23 protein-coding genes are annotated in these 23759 nt (G+C 68.7%); 9 read left to right on the top strand and 14 right to left on the bottom strand.

Annotated elements, in window-relative coordinates:
- Positions 1-127: 127 nt before the first annotated feature.
- Genes ACFWAY_RS47680 through ACFWAY_RS47690 form a run of 3 tightly spaced genes read right to left on the bottom strand, consistent with a single transcriptional unit; the run spans position 128 to position 1429 of the window.
- Positions 128-424 carry an HNH endonuclease gene (locus ACFWAY_RS47680; RefSeq protein WP_378515614.1) on the bottom strand — a complete coding sequence of 99 codons (297 nt, stop codon included), beginning with the start codon at positions 422-424 and terminating at the stop codon, positions 128-130.
- Positions 399-671, bottom strand: a complete 273-nt coding sequence (locus ACFWAY_RS47685) for a DUF222 domain-containing protein (RefSeq protein ID WP_378515615.1) — start codon at positions 669-671, stop codon at positions 399-401. The genes ACFWAY_RS47680 and ACFWAY_RS47685 overlap by 26 nt, the downstream gene beginning before the upstream one ends.
- An 8-nt stretch (positions 672-679) precedes the next feature.
- A complete protein-coding gene (locus ACFWAY_RS47690; RefSeq protein ID WP_378515617.1) occupies positions 680-1429 on the bottom strand; it encodes a DUF222 domain-containing protein in 750 nt (249 codons plus the stop codon).
- 103 nt (positions 1430-1532) lie between these two features.
- On the opposite strand from ACFWAY_RS47690, the gene ACFWAY_RS47695 reads away from it, so the two are divergent.
- Positions 1533-6080 (top strand): ATP-dependent helicase, encoded by a 4548-nt coding sequence (locus ACFWAY_RS47695; protein WP_378515634.1) that lies wholly within the window; start codon positions 1533-1535, stop codon positions 6078-6080.
- A gap of 1 nt (position 6081) precedes the next feature.
- Positions 6082-6831 (top strand): DNA-formamidopyrimidine glycosylase family protein, encoded by a 750-nt coding sequence (locus ACFWAY_RS47700; protein WP_378515618.1) that lies wholly within the window; start codon positions 6082-6084, stop codon positions 6829-6831.
- Here the strand turns inward: ACFWAY_RS47700 and ACFWAY_RS47705 are convergent.
- Both ACFWAY_RS47705 and ACFWAY_RS47710 read right to left on the bottom strand, forming a co-directional pair.
- Positions 6828-7559 carry a DUF1353 domain-containing protein gene (locus ACFWAY_RS47705; RefSeq protein WP_378515619.1) on the bottom strand — a complete coding sequence of 244 codons (732 nt, stop codon included), beginning with the start codon at positions 7557-7559 and terminating at the stop codon, positions 6828-6830. The genes ACFWAY_RS47700 and ACFWAY_RS47705 overlap by 4 nt on opposite strands.
- Positions 7560-7566: 7 nt before the next feature.
- Positions 7567-8145, bottom strand: coding sequence for a TetR/AcrR family transcriptional regulator (locus tag ACFWAY_RS47710; RefSeq protein WP_378452059.1), 579 nt, complete (start codon positions 8143-8145; stop codon positions 7567-7569).
- Between the two features lie 53 nt (positions 8146-8198).
- On the opposite strand from ACFWAY_RS47710, the gene ACFWAY_RS47715 reads away from it, so the two are divergent.
- Complete coding sequence (locus ACFWAY_RS47715; protein WP_378515620.1) at positions 8199-9158, top strand: oxygenase MpaB family protein; 960 nt, start codon at positions 8199-8201, stop codon at positions 9156-9158.
- Between the two features lie 184 nt (positions 9159-9342).
- Positions 9343-9879 (top strand): hypothetical protein, encoded by a 537-nt coding sequence (locus tag ACFWAY_RS47720; RefSeq protein ID WP_378452057.1) that lies wholly within the window; start codon positions 9343-9345, stop codon positions 9877-9879.
- Here ACFWAY_RS47720 and glpD read toward each other — a convergent pair.
- Positions 9857-11599 carry a glycerol-3-phosphate dehydrogenase gene (glpD, locus tag ACFWAY_RS47725; protein WP_378515621.1) on the bottom strand — a complete coding sequence of 581 codons (1743 nt, stop codon included), beginning with the start codon at positions 11597-11599 and terminating at the stop codon, positions 9857-9859. The genes ACFWAY_RS47720 and glpD overlap by 23 nt on opposite strands.
- Positions 11600-11649: 50 nt before the next feature.
- Between glpD and glpK the strand changes: the two genes are divergently transcribed.
- On the top strand, positions 11650-13143 hold the full coding sequence (gene glpK / locus ACFWAY_RS47730) for a glycerol kinase GlpK (RefSeq protein ID WP_378515622.1): 1494 nt from the start codon (positions 11650-11652) through the stop codon (positions 13141-13143).
- Here the strand turns inward: glpK and ACFWAY_RS47735 are convergent.
- Together ACFWAY_RS47735 and ACFWAY_RS47740 are read right to left on the bottom strand one after the other, a co-directional pair.
- Complete coding sequence (locus ACFWAY_RS47735; protein ID WP_378515623.1) at positions 13128-14312, bottom strand: PLP-dependent aminotransferase family protein; 1185 nt, start codon at positions 14310-14312, stop codon at positions 13128-13130. The two genes, glpK and ACFWAY_RS47735, sit on opposite strands and share 16 nt — an antisense overlap.
- 169 nt (positions 14313-14481) lie before the next feature.
- A complete protein-coding gene (locus ACFWAY_RS47740; RefSeq protein WP_378452053.1) occupies positions 14482-15885 on the bottom strand; it encodes an NAD(P)H-quinone dehydrogenase in 1404 nt (467 codons plus the stop codon).
- A 116-nt stretch (positions 15886-16001) separates the two neighbouring features.
- Here ACFWAY_RS47740 and ACFWAY_RS47745 point away from each other — a divergent pair, with 116 nt between their 5' ends.
- Positions 16002-16463: a gamma-glutamylcyclotransferase gene (locus ACFWAY_RS47745; RefSeq protein WP_011598217.1), complete on the top strand. Its 462-nt coding sequence runs from the start codon at positions 16002-16004 to the stop codon at positions 16461-16463.
- 19 nt (positions 16464-16482) lie between these two features.
- Here the strand turns inward: ACFWAY_RS47745 and ACFWAY_RS47750 are convergent, their stop codons facing one another.
- The 3 genes from ACFWAY_RS47750 to ACFWAY_RS47760 are packed head-to-tail and all read right to left on the bottom strand — an operon-like array spanning position 16483 to position 19502.
- Positions 16483-17634 (bottom strand): M20 family metallopeptidase, encoded by a 1152-nt coding sequence (locus tag ACFWAY_RS47750; protein WP_378452052.1) that lies wholly within the window; start codon positions 17632-17634, stop codon positions 16483-16485.
- Positions 17631-18791, bottom strand: coding sequence for a M20 family metallopeptidase (locus ACFWAY_RS47755; RefSeq protein ID WP_378452051.1), 1161 nt, complete (start codon positions 18789-18791; stop codon positions 17631-17633). Before ACFWAY_RS47755 ends, ACFWAY_RS47750 begins: the two co-directional genes overlap by 4 nt.
- Before the next feature lie 12 nt (positions 18792-18803).
- Positions 18804-19502, bottom strand: a complete 699-nt coding sequence (locus tag ACFWAY_RS47760) for an enoyl-CoA hydratase/isomerase family protein (protein ID WP_378452050.1) — start codon at positions 19500-19502, stop codon at positions 18804-18806.
- A gap of 20 nt (positions 19503-19522) precedes the next feature.
- On the opposite strand from ACFWAY_RS47760, the gene ACFWAY_RS47765 reads away from it, so the two are divergent.
- Positions 19523-20305, top strand: a complete 783-nt coding sequence (locus tag ACFWAY_RS47765) for a purine-nucleoside phosphorylase (protein ID WP_378515624.1) — start codon at positions 19523-19525, stop codon at positions 20303-20305.
- Positions 20302-21891 (top strand): phospho-sugar mutase, encoded by a 1590-nt coding sequence (locus tag ACFWAY_RS47770; RefSeq protein WP_378515625.1) that lies wholly within the window; start codon positions 20302-20304, stop codon positions 21889-21891. The genes ACFWAY_RS47765 and ACFWAY_RS47770 overlap by 4 nt, the downstream gene beginning before the upstream one ends.
- 8 nt (positions 21892-21899) lie before the next feature.
- Here ACFWAY_RS47770 and upp read toward each other — a convergent pair whose 3' ends face one another.
- The 3 genes from upp to ACFWAY_RS47785 form a co-directional block, all read right to left on the bottom strand.
- Positions 21900-22523: a uracil phosphoribosyltransferase gene (upp, locus tag ACFWAY_RS47775; RefSeq protein ID WP_378515627.1), complete on the bottom strand. Its 624-nt coding sequence runs from the start codon at positions 22521-22523 to the stop codon at positions 21900-21902.
- 82 nt (positions 22524-22605) lie between these two features.
- Complete coding sequence (locus ACFWAY_RS47780; RefSeq protein WP_378515629.1) at positions 22606-23010, bottom strand: hypothetical protein; 405 nt, start codon at positions 23008-23010, stop codon at positions 22606-22608.
- Positions 23007-23156 carry a hypothetical protein gene (locus tag ACFWAY_RS47785; protein ID WP_378515630.1) on the bottom strand — a complete coding sequence of 50 codons (150 nt, stop codon included), beginning with the start codon at positions 23154-23156 and terminating at the stop codon, positions 23007-23009. Before ACFWAY_RS47785 ends, ACFWAY_RS47780 begins: the two co-directional genes overlap by 4 nt.
- Positions 23157-23289: 133 nt before the next feature.
- Here ACFWAY_RS47785 and ACFWAY_RS47790 point away from each other — a divergent pair.
- Positions 23290-23759: helix-turn-helix domain-containing protein (locus ACFWAY_RS47790; protein WP_378515632.1), on the top strand; the 470-nt coding region annotated here is incomplete at its 3' end.

Here is a 23759-nt window from a genome sequence, read left to right on the forward strand (position 1 = left end):
GAAAGAAAGCGACCCTGCTACGCGCGATCGCGCAGTACAGAATCAGCTTCCTCCCGGCCCTAAAGGGCCAGGCTTCCTCTGATTAATCCGGTGAAGACAGCCCTCGGCTAGGGCACTCTGTCGTCGGCTAGGGCACTCCGTCCTCGGCTCGTACCCGGTCGCGGGATTTCCGGCGAGCGTGAGCGATCAGCTCACTGGCGTGGTGTCGGTGATTGATTCGCGGTTTTCTGTCCGGGTCTATGTGCGATGGTGGAATCCATTCGGTGCGTCCCGCGTACGTGTCACCGGGCGGCGCGCTGGTGGTCGCCCAACCTCCAGGACCGTCGTGGACCTGAGCGTGGCACGCATCGCACGCGAGCGTCAGTGAGTCGATGTCGGTGTGTCCACCCTTGCCCCACTCATGCACGTGGTGCACCGCGCACATGCTGGCCGGGGCCGCGCAGCCCCGCTCGTGTGCATCCGCCTTCGGCAGCGATGAGAGCGAGGCGTTGGTCCGCGCTCGCCACTCGTCGGCGCCGTCCCAGATGTAGGGGCCGGCCGTCGTGGTCGAACAGGACGAGCACCGGGTGGGCGCATTCGGCGAGTGTCAGCGCGTCGTCGATAGGAAGGAGTCCGCCGGTGGCCGTGGTGGCCACACCGCCGGCCGCCTTCTCGAGTTGGTCGAGGGTCATGGTGATGATCACCGTGACGGGCAGACCCCGATGCCGGCCCAGGATCCCGGGTCGTCCGGGTTGTTCATGCCGGGGCGAGCCCATTTCGCGAGGATCGGGTCGAGCAGAGCGCGCGCAGTGGGGTCGAGCTCACCGGAGATCTTCGACATCAGTTCGGAATCTTGACGGCCCAACGAAACACCACGCCGTCTCGAGCGATCACGGTCGTCACCCAGGTTTCCGTCGGGATCGAGATGAGCGAGTAGCCGGTGGCCGGCATTCTCGACATCTTCGGGCGTACCAGCGCGTGCACACCCCGCCAGGATCGACTCCGCCACTGCGACATCGGCGTTGTCGACCGCATGCGGGATCTTTCGCATGATCTTCCGGATGACGCGTGCATGGTCGGCGCCGATCTCGCCATCACGTTGAGCTGCGGCGGTTTCCGGCAGCGCTGCCTCCATCTGCTCGCCCGAAGTTGTATGGAAAAGTCCGAGATCACGGGCCGCCACTATCCGAGCAGAGGCGTCCGCCGCCGAAACTCGTAGTACCTCGACCAATAGCTTGTTCGGGGAGTTGTACCCCAATGCCGCGGGCAAGGAGCGTTCGACGGCCTCGACGACAAGCCTGTGCGACACCGCGCCCGCGCGGCGGAGGGACTTCTCGAGTTGCTGCATCAAGTCGATTACGTCGGTGCTCGGCAACCCCGTCACATCTGCCTCGAGAAGCCCGTTGACGGCGGCAGCGAGCGCCGTCAGGTGCGTCTTCACTTCGCTCATAGCCCCACCCCCGCCCTTCGTCCGATCCCCCGATCGAACTTATGTGCGAATCATACTGCGCCCCACCGACACGTTCGCCGAACCGGATTGGGGACCCCTCGGCATGTTCCCGCCTGTCGTACCCCCGGTGCACTATGGAACGGTGACCGACGTCCTGGGCAGGTTCTCCGCTGCCACCCGCGAGTGGTTCGTCGGCGCCGTCCCGGCGCCGACGGCCGCGCAGCTCGGTGCGTGGGAGTCGATCGCCAGCCGCGCGCACACGCTCGTCGTCGCCCCGACCGGTTCCGGTAAGACGCTGTCCGCGTTCCTGTGGTCCCTCGACCAACTCGCCGCCACCGACGGCAAGGACCGCAAGACCAGGGTCCTCTACATCTCCCCACTCAAGGCCCTGGGCGTCGACGTCGAACGCAACCTGCGCGCCCCGCTCGTCGGGATCACGCAGACGGCCAAGCGGCTCGGGCTCACGCCGCCGGAGATCTCGGTGGGCGTCCGCTCCGGCGACACACCCGCAGGCGACCGGCGCGCCCTGATCAAGAATCCGCCCGACATCCTCATCACCACGCCGGAGTCGCTGTTCCTCATGCTCACGTCCGCCGCGCGCGAGACGCTGACTCAGGTCGACACCGTCATCGTCGACGAGGTGCACGCGGTGGCCGGCACCAAGCGTGGCGCCCATCTGGCGCTGTCCCTCGAGCGCCTCGACCGGCTTCTCGCCACCCCGGCGCAGCGCATCGGGCTGTCGGCGACGGTGCGGCCGCACGAGGAGGTGGGCCGGTTCCTGTCCGGTTCGGCGCCCATCCGGATCGTCGCACCGCCGTCGCCGAAGACGTTCGACCTCACCGTGCAGGTACCGGTCGAAGACATGACCGAACTCGGTCTCGCCGAACCCGCCGAGGGGTCGGCGTCGGCGACCCCGCAGGCGGGATCGATCTGGCCGCACGTCGAGGAACAGATCGTCGACCTCGTCCTGGCGCACCGGTCGTCCATCGTTTTCGCCAACTCGCGGCGCCTCGCCGAGCGCCTGACGGCCCGACTCAACGAGATCTACGCCGAACGCGCCGGGACCGCCGTCGACAAGAACCCGAAACCGGCCTCACAGATCGGCACGCCGTCCGAGGTCAATTTCGGCGCGGACCCCCTGCTCGCCCGCGCCCACCACGGGTCGGTCAGCAAGGACCAGCGGGCCCTGATCGAGGACGACCTCAAGTCCGGGCGACTGCGGTGCGTGGTCGCGACGAGCAGCCTCGAACTCGGCATCGACATGGGCGCCGTCGACCTGGTGATCCAGGTCGAGGCACCACCGTCGGTGGCGAACGGCCTGCAGCGGGTCGGTCGCGCCGGACACCAGGTCGGGGAGATCTCCCGGGGTGTCGTGTTCCCGAAGCACCGCACCGACCTCGTGCACTGCGCCGTCACCGTCGAGCGCATGGTCACCGGCAAGATCGAGGCACTCGCCGTCCCCGCGAACCCGCTCGACATCCTCGCCCAGCACACGGTGGCCGCCACCGCCCTCGAGCCGCTCGACGTGGACGACTGGTTCGAGACGGTCCGGCGCAGCGGTTCCTTCGCGACGCTTCCGCGCTCGGCGTACGAGTCCACCCTCGACCTTCTCGCGGGCCTCTACCCGTCCGACGAATTCGCCGAGCTCAGGCCCCGCCTCGTCTGGGACCGCGAGGCCAACACGCTCACCGGACGCCCCGGCGCGCAGCGGCTGGCGGTCACCTCGGGCGGCGCCATCCCCGACCGCGGTCTGTTCACGGTCTACATGGTCGGCGAGAAGGCGTCCCGCGTCGGCGAACTCGACGAGGAGATGGTGTACGAATCGCGGGTCGGCGACGTCTTCGCGCTCGGGGCCACCAGTTGGCGGATCGAGGAAATCACGTTCGACCGGGTGCTGGTCAGCCCCGCCTACGGGCAGCCGGGGCGGCTGCCGTTCTGGCATGGTGACGGTCTGGGCCGGCCGGCGGAACTGGGCGAGGCGCTGGGGCAGTTCCTGAGGGAGATCTCACTCGGGCACGAGACAGAGGTGCAGGAACGCTGCCGGACCGGCGGGCTGGATGAGAACGCGACGAACAATCTCGTTCAGCTCGTCGCCGAGCAGAAGACCGCCACCGGGCAGGTCCCCACCGACCGCACCCTGGTGGTCGAACGGTTCCGTGACGAGCTCGGCGACTGGCGTCTGATCCTGCATTCGCCGTACGGCCAGCGCGTTCACGCTCCGTGGGCGTTGGCCGTGAGTGCTCGGCTGAGCGAGCGGTACGGCCTCGACTCGAATGCGACAGCATCCGACGACGGCATCATCGTGCGTCTTCCCGACACCGAGGACACCCCACCCGGCGCCGACCTCTTCGCCTTCGACACCGACGAGATCGAGGACATCGTCACCGAACAGGTCGGCGGTTCGGCGCTGTTCGCGTCCCGGTTTCGTGAGTGCGCTGCCCGGGCGCTGCTGCTGCCGCGCCGCACACCGGGAAAGCGCGCACCGCTCTGGCAGCAGCGGCAGCGGTCCGCCCAGCTGCTCGACGTGGCCCGCAAGTATCCGACGTTCCCGATCCTGCTCGAGACCGTCCGCGAGTGCCTGCAGGACGTGTACGACCTACCGGCCCTGAAGGACCTGCTTCGCCGGCTCGCGCGCCGCCAGATCCGCATCGTCGAGGTGGAGACGCAGTCGCCGTCACCGTTCGCCGGCGCCCTGCTGTTCAACTACGTCGGCGAGTTCATGTACGAGGGCGACAGCCCGCTCGCCGAACGCCGGGCGGCGGCGCTGTCCCTGGACTCGACCCTGCTGGCGGAATTGCTCGGCCGGGTGGAACTGCGCGAACTGCTCGACGCCGACGTGATCGCCCACGCCGAACTCGAACTCCAGCGCCTGCTTCCCGACCGCGAGGCGAAGGATCTCGAAGGCGTCGCCGACCTGCTGCGCCTGCTGGGGCCGCTTACCACGGACGAGGTCGCCGCGCGGTCGGCCAGCGATCCCCTCCCCTGGCTCGACGAACTCGTGCGCGCGAAGCGGGCGCTCGCCGTCTCGTTCGCGGGTCACGAATGGTGGACGGCCATCGAGGATGCGGCACGCCTGCGCGACGGGCTCGGGGTGCCGCTCCCCATCGGTGTTCCCGCCGCGTTCATCGAACCCGTCGACGATCCGCTGGCCGACCTGATCAGCCGGTACGCCCGCACCCACGGTCCGTTCACGATCACCGACGCCGCCGCCCGTTTCGGCCTCGGTTCCGCGGTGGCCCGCGACGTGCTGCAACGGCTCGGGCAGGGCAAGCGGGTGGTCGAGGGCGAGTTCCGCCCCGGCGCGACGGGCAGCGAATGGTGCGACGCCGAGGTGCTGCGCCGTCTCCGCAGGCGCTCGCTGGCCGCGGCGCGTCAGGAGGTCGAACCGGTCAGCACCGCGACGCTCGGCCGCTTCCTCCCGGGCTGGCAGCATGTGGGGGGCACGCTGCGCGGAATCGACGGCGTCGCGATCGTGGTGGAACAGCTTGCCGGTGTCCCGGTTCCCGCCTCGGCACTCGAGTCGCTGATCCTGCCGTCCCGGGTGGCCGATTACTCCCCCGCCATGCTCGACGAACTCACCTCCACCGGCGAGGTGCTGTGGTCGGGCGCGGGCAGCATCTCCGGGAAGGACGGGTGGGTGTGCCTCCACCCCGCCGACACCGCACCGCTCACGCTGACCACGCCCGCGGAATCGGACCTGTCCGATGTCCAGCGCCGGGTGCTCGACACGCTGTCCGGCGGCGGCGCGTACTTCTTCCGGCAACTCGCGGACACCCTCGAGATGACCGACGACACCGCGCTCGCCACCGCATTGTGGGATCTGGTGTGGCTGGGCCACATCGGCAACGACACGCTCGCCCCGGTCCGCGCCCTGCTGTCGGACACGTCCAGGACCACGACGAGTCACCGGTCGCCGCGACGCCCCCCGCGTGCCCGCGCGTACCGCAGCCTGACGGTCCCGGTGCGCACTGCACCTCCGACGGTCGGGGGGAGGTGGTCGATCCTCCCCGCCGCCGAATCCGATGCCACGCTGCGTGCCAGCGCCACGGCCGAACTCCTCCTGGAGCGGTACGGGGTGGTGACGCGCGGATCCGTGATGACCGAGAACGTTCCCGGCGGATTCGCACTGATGTACAAGGTGCTGGGCACATTCGAGGACAACGGTCGCTGCCGGCGAGGACATTTCGTCGAGTCGCTCGGTGGTGCACAGTTCTCCACTCCGCCCGTGGTGGACCGACTCCGGAGCTACGCCGACTCGCTCGAGGGCAGGCACACCACCCTGCCCGCCGTGACGCTCGCCGCCAGCGATCCCGCCAACCCGTACGGTGCGGCACTCCCCTGGCCGAAACGCGGCGACGACGCGCCCGCGCACCGTCCCGGACGCAAGGCCGGCGGCCTGGTGGTGCTCGTGGAGGGTGAACTGATCCTGTTCGTCGAACGCGGCGGGCGCACGATCCTGACCTTCACCGACGACCCCGGCGTGCTCCGCACCGCGGCGGTCACGCTCGCCGGTGTGGTCAAGCGCGGCGGGATCGACAAGATCGTGGTCGAGAAGGTCGACGGCGGCACCATCCACGGCAGCGACTTCGCGCCGATCCTGACCGAGGCCGGTTTCTCGCCCACCCCTCGCGGGTTCCGGTTGCGAGCCTGAGATGCCCGAAGGCGACACCGTCTGGCGCACCGCCAACTCGCTTCGCGACGCCCTCGCGGGGAAGGTGCTGACCCGCTGCGACGTGCGGGTCCCCCGGTACGCCACCGTCGACCTGTCCGGCCAGCTCGTCGACGAGGTGGTCAGCCGCGGCAAACACCTCCTCATCCGGGTCGGCGGCTACTCGATCCACACGCATCTGAAGATGGAAGGCGCGTGGCACATCTACGCGCCGGACACGAAGTGGCGGCGTCCCACTCACCAGGCCCGGATCGTGCTCGCCACCGACGACAGGGTGGCGGTCGGATTCTCGCTGGGCATCACCGAGATCCTGGGGCGTGACGACGAAGAATCCGCGGTCGGCCACCTCGGCCCCGACCTGCTGGGACCGGACTGGGACGCCGACACGGCGCTCCGCAACCTCCGGGCGGCCGGCGAGCAGCCCATCGGTCTCGCCCTGGTCGATCAGCGCAACCTGGCCGGCCTCGGCAACGTGTACCGCAACGAAGTCTGCTTCCTCCGCGGAGTCCACCCCTACACTCCGTCGAGCGGCGTGGCCGACCTGCCCGCGCTGGTCACGCTCGCGCATCGCATGATTCACATCGACAAGAACAACTCCGTCCGCCATCGGCCGTGGGTGTACGGGCGTGCCGGAAAGCGTTGCCGCCGTTGCGGGACGGTGATCGAAGGCCACGACCTCGGTCAGCAGCAGATCTTCTTCTGCACACACTGCCAGCCACCGATGGTGGATTAGCGAAGGACGGTGGTCGGCGGCCCGAGCGGCGGCGGTCGGCGAGTCCGCCTGCGGCCGAGCAACCACGCGGCAACGTCCGGCACCCACAGCACCGCGGCAGTGGCGATCGTCAGCAGATACGTCGGCGCGATGACGGGCAGGAGGAGGCACCCGAGCAGGGCGACGGGAAAGTCTCTGCGCCACAACAGCGACAGCACGACCGGAAGCACGAGAAGGAGGGCGGCGAGGCCGACGTGCGACGTCGCCAATGCCCACGGCACTCCCACCACCCAGCACAGCATCCCGAACACCTGGTGCGCGATGAGCAGGAACCGGGCGACGTCGGTGAACGTCCAGAACCGGCCGACCTCGACGCCGACCCAGAAGATGCGGCTGCGGAACGGTCCGACGCCCTCGTCGAGCAGGGCGAGCCGGAACAGTTCGTCCGCGCGCCGTCGCAGCGTGTTTCCCTCCGGTCCCTGCGCGCTCGCACGTTTGCAGAGGTCGTCGTGCATGATCGCGGGAAGCAGCTGCCGGCCGTACGGGGTGAGCAGGCCTTGCAGCGGCGCGGGGATCGAGGCCAGATCCGTGCGGAGTAGGCACGGCATCGGGGCGCACCCGGGCACCGTCACCACCGTGTCGCCGTGGACGTAGACGAATTCGCCGACGAGTTGGAAGAACTTGCGGTCGAGTACCCGAAGCTCGGGTTGCGGGCGAGTCGGATCGTCCACGGATACCTGGAACGGCATGCGCACCTCACTCGTGGCCGGCCTTGTTTGCCTCCACCACCAGAGTGACGCAATGAGCGACGAATTGCTCGCGCGACGCGGCAACAGTTCCGTCGAGATATCCGATGAACAGCGTCGTGAGTGCGCCCACCACACCGACCGCGACGAGCTGTTTCTCCACCTCGTCGTCGACGGCGGACAGCTGGTCGTGCACGAGTGCGACGAACCCGGGCATCAGGTCGATGCCACGCCTGCTCAGCGCGGGTTCGGACAGCGGTGCGAGCAGCAGCACACGGCCCATGGCGGGATCGTCGACCATGAGTTTCACGAACGCGTCCACGGCGGCCTCGGCGCGCTCCCGCGCGGTCTCGGTGGACGCCACCGCTTCCACGAGAGCGGCCTGCGCCTCGTCGCCCACTGCGGTGTAGACCGAGCGCACGAACTCGTCCCGGTCCTGGAACGACTCGTAGAAGTACCGTTCGGTCAGCGACGCGGCGCGGCAGACTGCGCGCACGTTCGCCGCGGGTCCGTCCGGCGATCCGAGCAGCGCGACGCCCGCACGGAGTAGCGATTTCCGCCGTGCGTCCCGCCGGTCCTCCAGCGTCACTCTTCTCGCTCCGATCCTTGACTACGTGTGTTGTCAGATCTTAGTCTGACAACGTGCGTAGTCACTTGAACGCGGACGGTACGCCCGTCCCGGCCTCCACTCCCGTCCCGCTCGGCCCCGACTCGTTGACCTGGAAGTATTTCGGCGACTGGCGCGGAATGCTGCAGGGCGTGTGGGCCGGGTCGATGCAGAACATGCACCCAGGGCTCGGCGCCGGCGTCGAGGAACACTCCCGCTTCTTCGACGAGCGGTGGGAGCGCCTATACCGGTCGCTGTACCCGATCGGCGGCGTCGTCTTCGACGGTGACCGCGCCCAGCAGACCGCGGAGCAGGTGCGGGGATATCACGACAACATCAAGGGAATCGACAAGCACGGCCGCAGGTATCACGCCCTCGACCCCGACACGTTCTACTGGGCGCACGCCACGTTCTTCATGGGCACCGTTCTCACGGGTGACCACTTCATTGGTGGTCTCACCGAAGACCAGAAGCGCCGGCTGTTCACCGAGCACATCCAGTGGTACCGCCTGTACGGAATGAGCATGCGCCCCGTTCCGGAAACCTGGGAGGCGTTCCAGGAGTACTGGGATCACATGTGCCGCAACGTTCTCGAGGACAACAAGGCCACCCGGGACGTCCTCGACCTGTCCGGTCTCGGCGTTCCCCCGTTCCTGTCGTGGCTACCCGACCCGATCTGGGCGATCCTCCGGATCCCGGTGGCGAAGGGCTTCGTGTGGCTGACGGTCGGCATGTACGACCAACCGGTGCGCGACCTCCTCGGCTACCGCTGGACCGCACGCGACGAGCGCCTGCACACTCTCGTCGGCCGCACCGTGAACGCCGTCTTCCGTCTCGTCCCCTGGCGGTACCGGTACCACCCGCGTGCCCGCGCCGGCTGGGACCGCGAGACCGGACGCACCCCCGCCCACGCACCGCTCGTCCACACGCCGCGACGCAATCTTCCCCCGGTCGACCGGCGCGACGACCCCCAGCACTACAGCCCGAAAGTCTGAGTTCCCAGGGAGCTCACAGACAACGCCCACACTCCTCACGGGTTCCGGGACGACGCTGAATCACATGGAATTCATCGCTGTTTCAGCCCTCGTCGTCATGGCGCTCTCCGGGGTCGTCGCCGCACACGCGCCGAAATCGCTCGTCCACACTCGCTGACCGCGTGCGCGTGGAATGCTCGGGGCCATGGAGTGGGACCTTCCGAAGCTCTTCAACCGCCCCGCGCAGCTGACCGACGCCCCGATCGACACCGAGCGTGTCGCCCGGCGCATCAGCGCCTACATCTATGGCAACATCCTCGTCCTCGCTGCGCTGATCCCCGTCACCAAGGCGCAGGAAACCCTCGGCATCGCGATCGTCGTCGGAGCCGCGTTGTCCACCTTCCTCGCGCATCTGTTCGCCGAGTCCGTCGGCCAGACACTGCGTCTCGACCGCACCCTCACCCGAGCCGAACGCAGCGGGGAACTCCGTGACGGCCTGCCCATCCTCACGTCGGCCGTCGTCCCCAGCGTCATCCTGTGCACCGCGCTGATCGGCTGGCTGGAGCCGAGGACGGCGCAGTTGATCGCCGAGTTCGCGATGATCACCCGGATCGCGTCGATCAGTTACGTGATCAGCCGTCTCCGCCGCGAGAAGGTCACGTCCGGCACCCACTGGGCGGCGATCGGCCTCGCCGCCGTCGCCGCGGCCATCGTGGTGATCAAGGTATTTCTGACACACTGACCGGCGGTTCGAGCAGTTCGACCCGCGACTCGGGCGCCGCCGCCCGCAACGCGTCGGCCGACAGGTCGTCCGGCTGGGCCTGCGACTGCACCTCCGCCTCGACCCGCGCCTGGTACGTCTTCACCTCACGGTCGATGTCGTCGGCGTCCCAGCCGAGGACGGGGGCCACCAGCTGCGCCACCTGCTCGGCGCAGTTCACACCCCGATGCGAGTACTCGATGGCGATGCGGGTGCGCCGGGCCAGGATGTCGTCGAGATGCAGGGCACCCTCGGCCGCCGCCGCGTACACGACCTCGACCTGCAGGTAGGCGGGTGCGTCCGTGATGGGCCGGAGAAGTTCCGGCTTGTCGGACGCCAGGTCGAGCACCTCGTCGATCAGCGAACCGTACCGATCCAGCAGGTGCTTCACGCGGTACGGGTGCAGGCCGTACATCTGGCCGAGGTGAACGGTCTGATTGACGAGCGCGAAATAGCCGTCGGCACCGACGAGCGGCACCTTCTCCGTGATCGACGGCGCCATCCGCGCGGGAATGTCCTCGGCGGCGAGATCCACGGCGTCCTCGGCCATCACCCGGTAGGTGGTGTATTTGCCGCCGGCGATGGCGACGAGACCCGGCGCGACACGCGCGACGGCATGTTCGCGCGACAGCTTGGACGTCTCGTCACTCTCCCCCGCGAGCAGCGGGCGCAGGCCCGCGTAGACGCCGTCGATGTCGTCGTGGGTCAGCGCCGTCACCAGCACCTTGTTGACGTGGCCGAGGATGTAGTCGATGTCGGCCTTGGTGGCCGCCGGATGCGCGAGGTCGAGGTTCCAGTCCGTGTCGGTGGTGCCGATGATCCAGTGGCTGCCCCACGGGATCACGAACAGCACCGACTTCTCGGTGCGCAGGATGATCGCGGCGTCGCTGACGATCCGATCGCGCGGTACGACGATGTGGACGCCCTTGGACGCGCGGACGCGGAATCGGCCGCGCTGCCGCGACAGCGCCTGGATCTCGTCGGTCCACACCCCCGTGGCGTTGATGACGACGTGCGCCTTCACGTCCGCGGTGCGGCCGTCCTCACAGTCGCGGACGCGCACTCCGGACACCCGGTCGGCCTCCCGAAGGAATCCGACCACCTGTGTGGACGTTCGCACTACGGCCCCGTAATGAGCGGCGGTGCGGGCGACGGTCATGGTGTGCCGGGCGTCGTCGACCACTGTGTCGTAGTACTGGATGCCGCCGGTCAGCGAGTTGCGCTTGAGCCCCGGCGCCATCCGCAGCGCACCCGCGCGAGTCAGATGCTTCTGCGCCGGAACCGATTTGGCGCCGCCCATCCGGTCGTAGAGGAAGATCCCTGCCGCCATGTAGGGGCGCTCCCACAGCCGGTGACGGATCGGGAACAGGAACTTGAGCGGCTTCACCAGATGCGGTGCGAGGGTGGTCAGCGACAGCTCACGCTCCCGAAGCGCCTCCCGGACCAGTCCGAACTCGAGCTGTTCGAGATAGCGCAGGCCGCCGTGGAACATCTTCGACGAGCGACTCGACGTCCCGGACGCGTAGTCGCGTGCCTCCACCAACGCCACCTTCAGCCCGCGGGTGGCCGCATCGAGGGCCGCACCGGCTCCGACCACGCCACCGCCGATCACGACGACGTCGAACTGTTCGGTCTGCAGCTTGTCCCATGCGGCATCACGCTGCCGGGGACCGAGGAACTGCACACCTGGCTGACTACTCAAGTCGGGCTCCTGTGAGATGACAACGGATTCTCTGCCAGGCTAGTAGCTTCATGCGTGTGATTCAGTACATCGCCGCGATAGACCAGGGCACCACCTCCAGCCGCTGCATGATCTTCGATCACGACGGCGCCGTGGTCAGCGTCGCCCAGAAGGAACACGAACAGTTCTTTCCGCGCGCAGGCTGGGTGGAGCACGATCCGACACAGCTGTGGATCAACACCCGCGAAGTGGTGGCGTCCGCGCTCGCGAAGGCCGATCTCACCAAACGCGACATCGCCGCGATCGGCATCACCAACCAGCGCGAGACGACGGTCGTGTGGGACCGGAACACCGGAGAACCCGTGTACAACGCCATCGTCTGGCAAGACACCCGTACCGACGAACTGTGCACGGAACTCGGCGGCGACGAAGGCCCCGGCCGGTACCAGAAGCGCACCGGCCTGCCGCTGTCCACCTATTTCTCGGGGCCGAAGGTCCGGTGGATCCTCGACAACGTCGACGGCGCACGGGCGAAGGCAGACGCGGGCGAGCTCTGCTTCGGCACGATCGACAGCTGGATTCTGTGGCACATCACGGAGGGCACCCACGTGACGGATGTCACCAACGCCTCACGCACTCTGCTGATGAATCTCGAGACCCTCGACTGGGATCCGGAGATCTGTGCCGATTTCGGCATTCCGATGTCGATGCTGCCCGAGATCCGCAGCTCCTCGGAGGTCTACGGCGTCGGACGCCCCCACGGGACGCTGCCCGGCGTGCCGGTGGCCGGAATCCTCGGCGACCAGCAGGCCGCAACGTTCGGGCAAGCCTGCCTGTCGGAGGGCGAAGCGAAGAATACGTACGGAACGGGGAACTTCCTGCTGCTCAACACGGGGACCACACCCGTGCACAGCAAGCACGGTCTCCTCACCACCGTCTGCTACAAGATCGGTGACGCACCTGCCGTCTACGCGCTCGAGGGGTCGGTGGCCGTCACCGGCTCACTGGTGCAGTGGCTGCGCGACAACCTGGGAATCATCAAGTCCGCCAAGGATATCGAGGATCTGGCCAAGTCGGTCGACGACAACGGCGGCGCCTACTTCGTGCCCGCGTTCTCCGGGTTGTTCGCACCGCGCTGGCGGCCCGACGCCCGCGGGGCGATCGTCGGGCTCACCCGGTTCGTGAACAAGGGCCACCTCGCCAGGGCCGCCCTAGAGGCCACCGCGTATCAGACCCGCGAGGTGATCGAGGCGATGCGCGCCGATTCGGGCGTCGAACTCGCCTCCCTAAAGGTGGACGGCGGCATGGTCGTCAACGAGACCCTCATGCAGTTCCAGTCCGACATTCTCGCGGTGCCCGTCATCCGGCCCGTCGTCAACGAGACGACGGCACTGGGCGCCGCGTACGCCGCGGGGCTGGCCGTCGGCTTCTGGGAAAGCGAGGACGACATCCGCGCGAACTGGGCCGTCGACAAGACGTGGGAACCCGCGATGGACGAGGCCGAGTCCAGCCGGCTCTACGCCGAGTGGAACAAGGCTGTCGAACGGACCTACGACTGGGCGTGACGGGCGTACGCGTCGCCGAGTCTCGCCGCCGCACCCGTCAGCACGTCCTCCGGACAGGTCGCGAAACACAGCCGCAGCGCGCTCCGGTGCTCCGCGGCGACGCCGAAAGCCGATCCGGGAACGAAGGCCACACCGTGGTCCACGGCGGTCTGCAGCAGTGCCGCCGTGTCGAGGTCGTCGTCCGTGAACTCGGTCCAGCAGAACATCCCGCCCGCCGCCGAGGACACGCGGGCGCGGTCGCCGAACGTCGAGGTGACGCCGTCCGCGAGCGCCCGCGCCCGGGATCCGTAGCGGGCCCGCAGCATCTCCAGGTGCAGATCCAGCCACGGCTCGTCCGACAGCAGTCCGGCGGCGATCTGGTGCGTCAGCGACGAACCGCAGAGGTCCGCGCCCTGCTTGAGCAGTTCGACGGCCTCGCACACCCGCCGGTCGCCGTGCAGCCACCCGACCCGGAGCGCAGGCGCCAGGATCTTCGACGCGCTGGACAACCGGATCACCCGGTCCGACAGCGCCGCGACGGGCGCGGGCGGTGGACCGTCGAAGAAGAGTTCGCCGTACGGGTCGTCCTCGATCACCCAGAATCCGTAGCGGTCGGCCAGTGCGGCCAGGTGTTCCCGGCGGCCGGGCGCCAGGACGACGCCGCGAGGGTTGTGGAAGTTGCTCACCGTGTGGACCACGGTGGGACGCAGGCCATCCTCGAGCATGCCCTGCAAGGCGGCGGTGTCCATCCCGTCGGCGTCGAGTGCGACGGACCGGACGTCGGCCTCCGCGGCCCGTAACACCTGTAGTGCTCCGGTGTAGGCGGGTTCCTCGACGATCACGACGTCGCCGGGATCGAGCAGCACCTGGGCGAGAAGGCTCAGCGCCTGCTGCGAGCCGTGGGTGACGACGACGTCGGCGGCGCCCAGCGGGCGGCCGATCTTCGCACCTTCCCGTGCAGCGAGCACGTCGCGGAGCCGGCGCAGCCCGGTGGTCTCGCCGTACTGGACGGATGCGGGATCGCCGAGCGCGAGTTCCGCTTCCTTCCGGATGCGTTCGCGCGGAATGAATTCGGGGTCGGGCAGCCCGCCCGCAAGGCTGACGACGTCGGGCCGGGCGGTGAGGGTGAGAAGGTCACGGATGGCGGAGCTGTGCAGACCATCCATGCGGCGGGCAAGTGATTGCGGCATGTCGACTCCCAGGAGGCACGTCAAAGCAGGGATCAGGTGAGGAACACCCTGTCCGTCCTGGGTCTGCGGGGCGGGAGAGCGCCGAGGCACGGGCCGATGATTTCGAACCGTGCCTCGACTATCCCACCGGAGGGGCCACTATGTGAAATGCCTTTCCCACACTTCGGGATCAGTCCAGGTCGTCGTGCCGCATCAGCTGGCGAGCCGCCTCGGTGATCGAACCCGTCAGCGACGGGTACACCGAGAACGTCGCGGCGAGGTCGTTGACGGTGAGGTTGTTCTGCACGGCGATGGCGATGGGCAGGATCAGCTCCGACCCGTTGGGAGCGACCACCACGCCGCCGATGACCACACCGGTGGCCGGACGGCAGAAGATCTTCACGAAGCCGCGGCGCAGACCGGACATCTTGGCGCGCGGGTTGGTGTTGAGCGGGAGCATGACGGTGCGGGCAGGTACCTCGCCGTCGTCGATCGCGGCCTGGCTGACGCCCACGGTGGCGATCTCGGGGCGGGTGAACACGGCCGAGGCCACGGTCTTCAGCTTGATGGGGCTGACGCCCTCACCGAGCGCGTGGTACATCGCGATGCGGCCCTGCATGGCGGCGACGGACGCCAGCGGCAGCAGGCCGGTGCAGTCGCCCGCGGCGTAGATCCCGGACACCGGCGTCCGCGACACACGGTCCACGCGCAGGTATCCACCCTTGTCGAGCTCGATGCCGACCTTCTCCAGTCCGAGACCCTGGGTATTGGGAACCGAACCGACGGTCATCAGGGCGTGGCTGCCCTCGACCGTCCGGCCGTCGGCGAGCACCACGACGATGCCGTCCTCGGTGCGCTTCACCGCATCGGCCCTGGCGTGCTTGACCAGGGTGACGCCGCGTTCGGCGAGGACGTCCTCGAGCACCAGGGCGGCATCGGCGTCCTCACCGGGCAGGACGCGGTCGCGGCTGGACACCAGCGTGACCTTGACGCCCATCTCGGTGTAGGCGGACACGAACTCGGCACCGGTCACACCGGAACCGACGACGACGAGGTGCGTCGGCAGCTCGTCGAGGTCGTAGAGGTCGCGCCACGTCAGGATGCGCTCGCCGTCCGGCTCCGCCCCGGGGATCACCCGGGGGCTCGCGCCCGTGGCGATGAGGACGACATCCGCATCGAGTGTCTTCTTCTCGCCGTTCTCGAGGGTGGCACACACCTGGTGGGACGCCATGCCGAGCCGCGAGTCGGTGAGCTCGGCGGTACCCGACAACAGTTCGACACCCACCGTCTGCAGTCGGGTGCGGATGTCGGAGGACTGCGCCTGCGCGAGGCTCTTCACGCGGGCGTGGATCTGCGGCAGGGCGACCGTGGCCTGCTCGGGATCGAGCGCAATGCCCAGGTCGGTGGCGCGCCGCATGTCGGTGCGCACGCCGGTGGAAGCGATGAAGGTCTTGGACGGCACGCAGTCGAAAAGAACGCAGGCGCCGCCCACTCCGTCCGAATCGATCAAGGAGACGGAGGCGCCGTGCTGTGCGGCCACCAGCGCTGCCTCGTATCCGGCAGGCCCGCCACCAATGATCACGATTCGGGTCATCTGTCCTCCAATTCAACTGACGACCGGGGTCTCCGGCCGGCTTTTGGTGCGATCGCAGCGCGTCGTGTCGTGCACTGCATGCAACAGATTACTAGCCACCGTTTAGGCTTGCCGCCGTGTCGATCTATGCCGCCTACGGGTCCAACATGCATCCCGAGCAGATGTTGCAGCGCTGCCCTCACTCGCCGATGGCGGGGACGGGCTGGCTGCACGGCTGGCGACTGACGTTCAGTGGCGGGGACATCGGCTGGGAGGGCGCACTCGCCACCGTGGTCGAGGACCCCGATTCCAAGGTGTTCGTCGTGCTCTACGACGTCCCCGAGGAGGACGAGGTCAGCCTCGACCGATGGGAGGGCTCCGAACTCGGCATCCACCGCAAGATCCGCGTCCGCGTGGACACCGAGGGCGAACCCGCGCTCGCCTGGTTATACGTGCTCGACGCGTACGAGGGCGGCCTGCCGTCGGCCCGCTACCTCGGGGTGATGGCCGACGCCGCAGAGATCGCCGGGGCCCCCGCCGACTACGTGCGCGACCTGCGCACCCGCAACAGCCGCAACGTCGGACCGGGCACCGAATAGAACCGCCTGGCGCCGCGCCTCAGCCCAGCACGAGGCTCGACAGCACCCGGACCCCGATACCCAGCGCCCGCTCGTCCAGATCGAACGTGGGCTGGTGGATGTCGAGTTGCTCGCCGACGCCCGACCAGACGCCGAGCCGGGCCATCGCGCCGGGAACCTCTTCGAGGTACCAGGAGAAGTCCTCGCCGCCGCCGGACTGCGGCGTGTCGGCGAGGGCGTCCGGGCCGACCGTGCGGATGGCATCTTCGAACATGCGCGTCGACACCTCGTCGTTGACGACGGGCGGGACGCCGCGGCGGTAGTTGAGCTGGTACCGCACCCCGGTGGGCGCGAGCAGACCGTGGACGATCTCCCGGACCAGCGGCTCGAGCATCTCCCACGTCTCGTGATCGCCGGTCCGCACGGTGCCGGTCATCATGCCGGTCTGCGGAATGGCGTTGGGCGCCCGGCCGGCGCTCACGGCGCCCCACACCATCACGGTGCCGGTGCGCGGGTCGATCCGCCTGCTGAGCATGCCCGGCAACCCGGTCACTACGGTGCCCAGCGCGAACACGAGGTCAGTGGTCAGGTGCGGACGCGACGTGTGGCCGCCCGGTGAGTCGAGCACGACCTCGATCGTGTCGGCCGCGGACGTGATCGCACCGAGCCGCACACCGACCCGCCCGGCCGCGAGCCGCGGATCGCAATGAAGGGCGAAGATCCGCGACACACCCTCGAGCCGTCCGGCAGCGACGACCTCGAGCGCACCGCCCGGCATGACCTCCTCGGCGGGCTGGAAGATCAGCCGGACACCCACCGGCAGGTCGGGGATCTCGCTGAGCGCCAGACCGGTTCCCAGCAGGATGGTGGTGTGGGCGTCGTGTCCGCACGCGTGCGACACGCCCGGCACCGTCGACGAGTACGTGGCGCCGGTGAGTTCCTGCAGCGGAAGAGCGTCCATGTCGGCGCGCAACGCGATGCGGGGACCCTCAGACGGTCCGAGATCGCACGTGAGCCCCGTCCCCCCGGGCAGCAGTTCGGGCGACAGGCCGGCCGCGGCCAGCCGGGTCGCCACGAATTCCGTCGTCGCGTATTCATGTCGCGCGAGTTCGGGATTGGCGTGGATGTGTCGACGCCACTGGGAGAGTTCGTCGGTGTGAGCGAGAATCCATTTGTCGACTGCCGCGTTCACCGGCGATCAACTCCTTCCAACAGCCGCACCCGCTGTGTGTCGTCCGTTGCCGCGCGAACTGCCGTGCGAGCCAGCGCAATCGCTCCGTCGATCACGGCGCGGTCGGCGGACTCGGTGATGCACGCCGCCGCGAACCGAGGCTGATGCGTCACCGCACCGTCCGAATCGAGGCCGATGATCGGATGAATCCCGGGCAGGACGTTGGTGACGTTGCCCATGTCGGTGCTGCCCAGCGGACGAACCCCCTCCCACTCGAGCGGCAACGGTGTCCGTCCCATGTCGATGATCTGCTCCCGGTACGTCGCGACCAGCCACGGGTCCGGCGTCAGCTCCGTGTACGTGGGCGACACCGTGCGGATCTCGTGCGTGCACCCGGTGGCGAGTGCGCCGGCCGCGAAACACGCCTCCGCTCGTGTCGTCAGCTCGGACAGCGCCCACGCCGTCTCGGCCCGCAGGTAGTACAGCATTTCGGAGCGTGCGGGAACGATGTTGGGCGCGGTGCCGCCGTCGGAGACGATCCCGTGGATCTGCTGCCCCGGCGAGAGGTGCTGGCGCAGCAGGCCGATCCCGACCTGGGCGACGGTCGCGGCGTCGGCGGCGTTGCGCCCGAACTCCGGTGCGGCGGACGCGTGCGCCTCGCGGCCGGTGAACGTGACCGCGATGTCGGCCAGCGCGAGCGACGTCGCACCCGTGATGTCGATCGGACCCGGATGCACCATCAGGCCAGCCGCGACATCGTCGAAGACGCCTTTCTCGAGCATGACGATCTTCCCGCCGCCGCTCTCCTCTGCGGGCGTCCCGATGACCCGCACCGTGATCCCGAGCCGGTCGGCGACCGTGGCGAGCGCGACGCCGGCACCGACCGCGGACGCCGCGATGATGTTGTGCCCGCACGCGTGACCGATCTCCGGGAGCGCGTCATACTCGGCGCAAATACCGATGACGAGGTCACCGCTGCCGAACGTGGCGTCGAACGCCGTGGGCAGGTCCGCGATGCCCGACCGGACATCGAACCCGCTGCGTTTGAGCAGTTCGGTGATCTTCGCGACGCTCCGGAACTCCTCGAACGCCAGTTCCGGTTCGCTGTGGATCGAATGGGACAGCGCGATCAGATCGGTCTCGATTGACCTGACCGCCGCCTCGACATCCGCATTCACGTGCTCATTCTCTCACCCGAAGCTGAAGTTGCTCTTGTCCGTCACCGTGGCGAGCGCGGCGAGGACGTCGTGATGGATTCCGCGCTTGATCCCGGCGAGGTTGGCGCCGCGGGTGGCGGTGAGCGCGGCGGCCCGTGTCACGGCGGCCGCGAGGACGCCGTCCCCGTCCGCGATCTCGTCGACGATGCCCGCGGCGAGCGCGTCGGAGCCGCCGAAGCGGCGGCCCGTCGTCATCGCCTCGACCGCGGTCTGTTTGGGCAGACGGGTGTTCAGGAGCGCCGACATCCCCACGGTGAAGGGCATGTTCAACGACACCTCAGGGAGGCAATAGAACCCGCGGTCGGCGCGCATGACCCGGAAGTCGTGCGACGTGGCGAGCATCGCGCCGGCACCGAAACCGTGCCCCTGGACGGCGGCGACGGTGGCCATCGGGAACGCGAGGAGGCGGGTGTAGATCGTGTGCACGCGGTCGAGATATTCCGGGAGCTTGTCCGTGTTCGCGAAGATCCACGTGGTGTCCAGGCCGTTCGTGAAGAACTTGCCCGTCGCGGTCGTGACCAGTGCGGCGGGACCCTCGTGGGCTTCCACCTCGTCCAGCGCGGCGTGGGTGGCGTCGATCCAATCCGGATGGAAGCGGTTCTCGTTGTCCGTCTCGCCCTCGTTGCCGAGGTACAGGATGAATACGTCGCCGTCGCGATCGAGATAGGGCATGAGTGGAAGACTATCGCCTCATGGGAACGCCAGACGCCGCGGCCGCCGCGCTCGCCGCGCACACGAACTGCGCCGAACACTCGATCGCCCTCGTCCTCGGATCGGGGTGGAATGCCGCCGCCGACCGGTTCGGCGAATCACTCTGCACCGTCCCGATGGCCGACCTGCCGGGGTTCACACCGCCGGCCGCCGCGGGGCACGCCGGAACGATCCGCTCCGTGGACGTGGGCGGCAAACGGGTCCTTCTCCTGCTCGGCCGCACCCACGCCTACGAGGGCCATCCCCTGTCGTCCGTCGTCCACCCGGTGCGCACGGCCATCGCCGCCGGAGCGACAACCGTCATCCTGACGAACGCCGCCGGCGGAATCCGCGAGGACTTCACCGTCGGACAACCCGTGCTGATCAGCGATCACCTCAACCTCACGGCCCGGTCTCCGCTCGTGGGCGCGGAGTTCGTAGACCTCGTCGACGCGTACGACCCCGAACTGCGGGCCCTCGCCCGCGACATCGACGGGTCGCTGAGCGAAGGCGTCTATGCCGGTCTGCCGGGTCCGCACTACGAGACCCCCGCCGAGATCCGCATGCTGCGGACGATCGGCGCGGACCTCGTCGGCATGTCCACCGTCCACGAGACGATCGCGGCACGGGCGCTCGGCGCCCGCGTCCTCGGCATCTCGATGGTGACGAACCTCGCGGCCGGCATCACCGGCGAGCACCTGAACCACGAGGAGGTCCTCGCCGCGGGCCGGGCGTCCGCCGACCGCATGGGCGGGCTCCTGCGAGAACTGGTGGAACGCCTGTGAACGATCCGATCGCGGACTGGATCGACGCCGATCCCGACCCCGAAACCCGGGCGGAACTCGCGAATCTCTCCGCCGACGAGCTCGCCGACCGCTTCGCCGCTCCACTGAGCTTCGGGACCGCGGGTCTGCGCGGGCCGGTGCGGGCAGGCCCGAACGGCATGAATCTCGCCGTGGTGATCCGCACGACGGCCGGGCTGAGCGCGTGGCTGAAAGACCGGTGCCTGGGCGGCTCCACCGTCGTCGTCGGGCGCGACGCGCGGCACGGATCCGAAAAGTTCGCCGTCGCCGCGGCGGAAGTACTGGCGGGCGCGGGATTCTCGGTCGTCCTCCTCCCCCGCCCGCTCCCCACCCCGATCGTCGCGTTCGCGGTCCGCCGCCTCCGCGCCGCTGCCGGCGTGCAGATCACCGCCTCCCACAACCCCGCCGCCGACAACGGGTACAAGGTCTACCTCGACGGCGGCGCCCAGTTGATCTCGCCGTCCGACAGGGAGATCGAAGCATCGATCACCCGGATCGGGCCCGCGAATCTCGTACCCCGCACCCCGGTGACACCGGCGTCCGAGGAACTCCTCGACCGCTACGTCGACCGCGTCGCGTCCCTGCCGACGGGACGGTCGCGGACCCTGCGCATCGCGCTCACCGCCATGCACGGCGTCGGAGGCGAGACCGCGGTCACCACACTGAAATCCGCCGGATTCACCGACGTCCACACCGTCACCGCACAGTTCGACCCGGACCCGGACTTCCCGACCGTCGAGTTCCCCAACCCCGAGGAGCCGGGCGCCTCCGACGCCGTCCTCGCCCTCGCCGCGGACGTCGACGCCGACCTCGCGATCGCCCTCGACCCCGACGCCGACCGGTGCGCGGTCGGCGTGCGCGGGCCGGACGGCTGGCGGATGCTCCGCGGCGACGAGACCGGCGTCCTGCTCGGCGAGCACGTCCTCGCGTCCGCCCCGGCCGATCCGCTCGTCGCGACGACGATCGTCTCGTCCGCCCTCCTCGGAAAGCTCGCCGACGCCCGCGGCGCGCGCTTCGCCCGCACCCTCACCGGCTTCAAGTGGCTCGTGCGGGCCGGCGAGGGACTCGTGTACGCGTACGAGGAAGCGATCGGTCACTGCGTCGACCCGGAGTCGGTGCGCGACAAGGACGGTATCTCCGCCGCGGTGATGGCCGCCGACCTCGCTGCCACACTGCGGGCAGAGGGGGCGACACTCCTCGACAGGCTGGACGACTACGCGCTCGAATTCGGGTTGCACACCGGAGACCAGGTGTCGCGACGCGTCACCGACCTCGCCGACATCACCGCGATGATGCGACGCCTGCGGTCGCAACTGCCGGCCGAGCTGGCCGGCGAACCCGTCGAGGCCACCGATCTGGCGGAACTGCGGGGGCAGTCCCGCACCGACGCGGTCGTTCTCGCCGGGTCCACCATCCGGATGGTCGTGCGTCCCTCGGGAACCGAACCCAAGCTCAAGTGCTACCTGGAGGTGGTCGTACCGGTGCCGGAACGATCGGCGCTACCCGCGGCCCGCGAGAGTGCCACGACCCGGTTGAACCTGTTGCGCGAGTTCGCCGAAGCCCTGTAACCGGGGAGTCAGCGCGGCCCGAACTGACGGTCCCCGGCGTCGCCGAGGCCGGGCACGATGAACGCGTCCTCGTTGAGCCCCTCGTCGACCGCAGCGGTGACGAGTCTCACCGGATGACCCGACTCCGAGAGGGCGGCAACACCTTCGGGCGCCGCGACGACGCACACGGCGGTGACGTCCGTGGCGCCGCGGGCGACGAGCAACTCGATCGTGTGCACCATCGATCCGCCGGTCGCGAGCATCGGGTCGAGGACGTACACCGGGATGCCGGACAGGTCCGCGGGGAGCGACTCGAGGTACGGCACCGGCAGATGCGTCTCCTCGTCCCGGGCCATACCGACGAAACCGACTCGCGCCTGCGGGATCAGGCTGCTGGCCTGCTCGACCATGCCCAGTCCTGCGCGCAGGACGGGAACGAGCAACGGCGGATGGGTGAGCCGCACCCCGTCGGTCGTCGCGATGGGCGTGACCACGTCGAACGTCTCGACCGGAGCCTCGCGCATCGCCTCATACACCAACATGTGTGTCAGCCTTCGTAAGGCGGCGCGAAATGTGGCATTGTCGCTGCGCGCATCGCGCATCGTTGTCAGGAGGACTGCTGCGAGCGGGTGGTCGACGACGTGCGTGTTCATGTTCGAAGAATAAGGGGGCGCGGGGCAAGATTTCGCAGGAGAGCAATTCTCGGCGAATCGGGGAGGTTGCGTACTGTTTGCTTTATCTGACCGATTGATGCTGTTCAGGGTTGTTTAGTGCCGTGATGTTGAAGGGTTGGGCGGCCACGGACGGTGTGAAGTACCGGACCGCGTTGGTGTGGTTACATGCGGGGGCCTTGCCGGTCCGTGCTCGGCAGTTGCCGTCCGGCAGGTTTTTGGTGGGGGATCCGGGCGTCGGCACCCTGTCGGTGGGTTGTGGGGGTGCGGTGGTCGTGTAGTGCCGGGTGTCGTCCCTGATCAGTAAGCCGATTTGGAACGCCAGGGCGGGCGTGTGGTGATGGTGACCGAGTCCGGACAGCGTGGTCTGGGTGTGTCGAGGACGGTCACCGAGATCGGTTCCGGCCCGAGGCGGGAAACGCACCACACTCGGCGGGCCGCCGGGTGATCCGAGTATGTCGACGATCACTCGCCGAGCATCGGGACCGCCGCGCCGGGTTCGGGTTCGGGTTCGGGTTCGGGTTCGGGTTCGGGTTCGGGTTCGGGTTCGGGTTCGGGTTCGGGTTCATCGAGGCAGTATTGTCGGTGCCCTGTCGTACCCTGCTCGTGTTTCAACGACGACGGGGTGGCTGATGATCTGGGTGCGCGAGAGGACCGAGGTGATGACCTCGCTGTGCGCTCGCCGGTCCGGGCGGTGTGGTGCACGCCGGAGTGCCGCGTCAGCGGGGACCGCTGCGGCGGACCTGTCGTGACGCCCACGGCTGCGCTCGCCGATCCCGGTGACCAGGTCACGGCGTCCTTTCCGGTTCCGGCTCTCGAAGAGGCTGCGGACCCGTGTCGGACGGTGATCCGTGCGTTCGTGTACGTCCTCGACCCCACCCCCGAGCAGGAGTCGGTAATGCGTTCGCACTGCGGGGCGCAGCGGTTCGCCTACAACTGGGCACTGTCGCAGGTCAAGGCGAACATCGACCAACGCACGGCGGAACGGTCGTATGAGATCCCGGACGCGGAGTTGACGCCGCCGGTGTCCTGGTCGGCGTACAGCCTGCGCAAACACTGGAACACCGTCAAGAACGCCGTCGCCGTCAACCCCGAGTCCGGGCAGCCGTGGTGGCAACAGAATTCGAAAGAGGCATACAGTTCCGGGATCGCGAACTGCGCTGCCGCCCTGTCGAACTGGTCCGATGCCCGGTCCGGGAAACGTAAAGGCGCCACCGG

It is taken from the genome of Rhodococcus sp. NPDC059968, from assembly GCF_042738615.1.
Lineage (GTDB): Bacteria > Actinomycetota > Actinomycetes > Mycobacteriales > Mycobacteriaceae > Rhodococcus_F.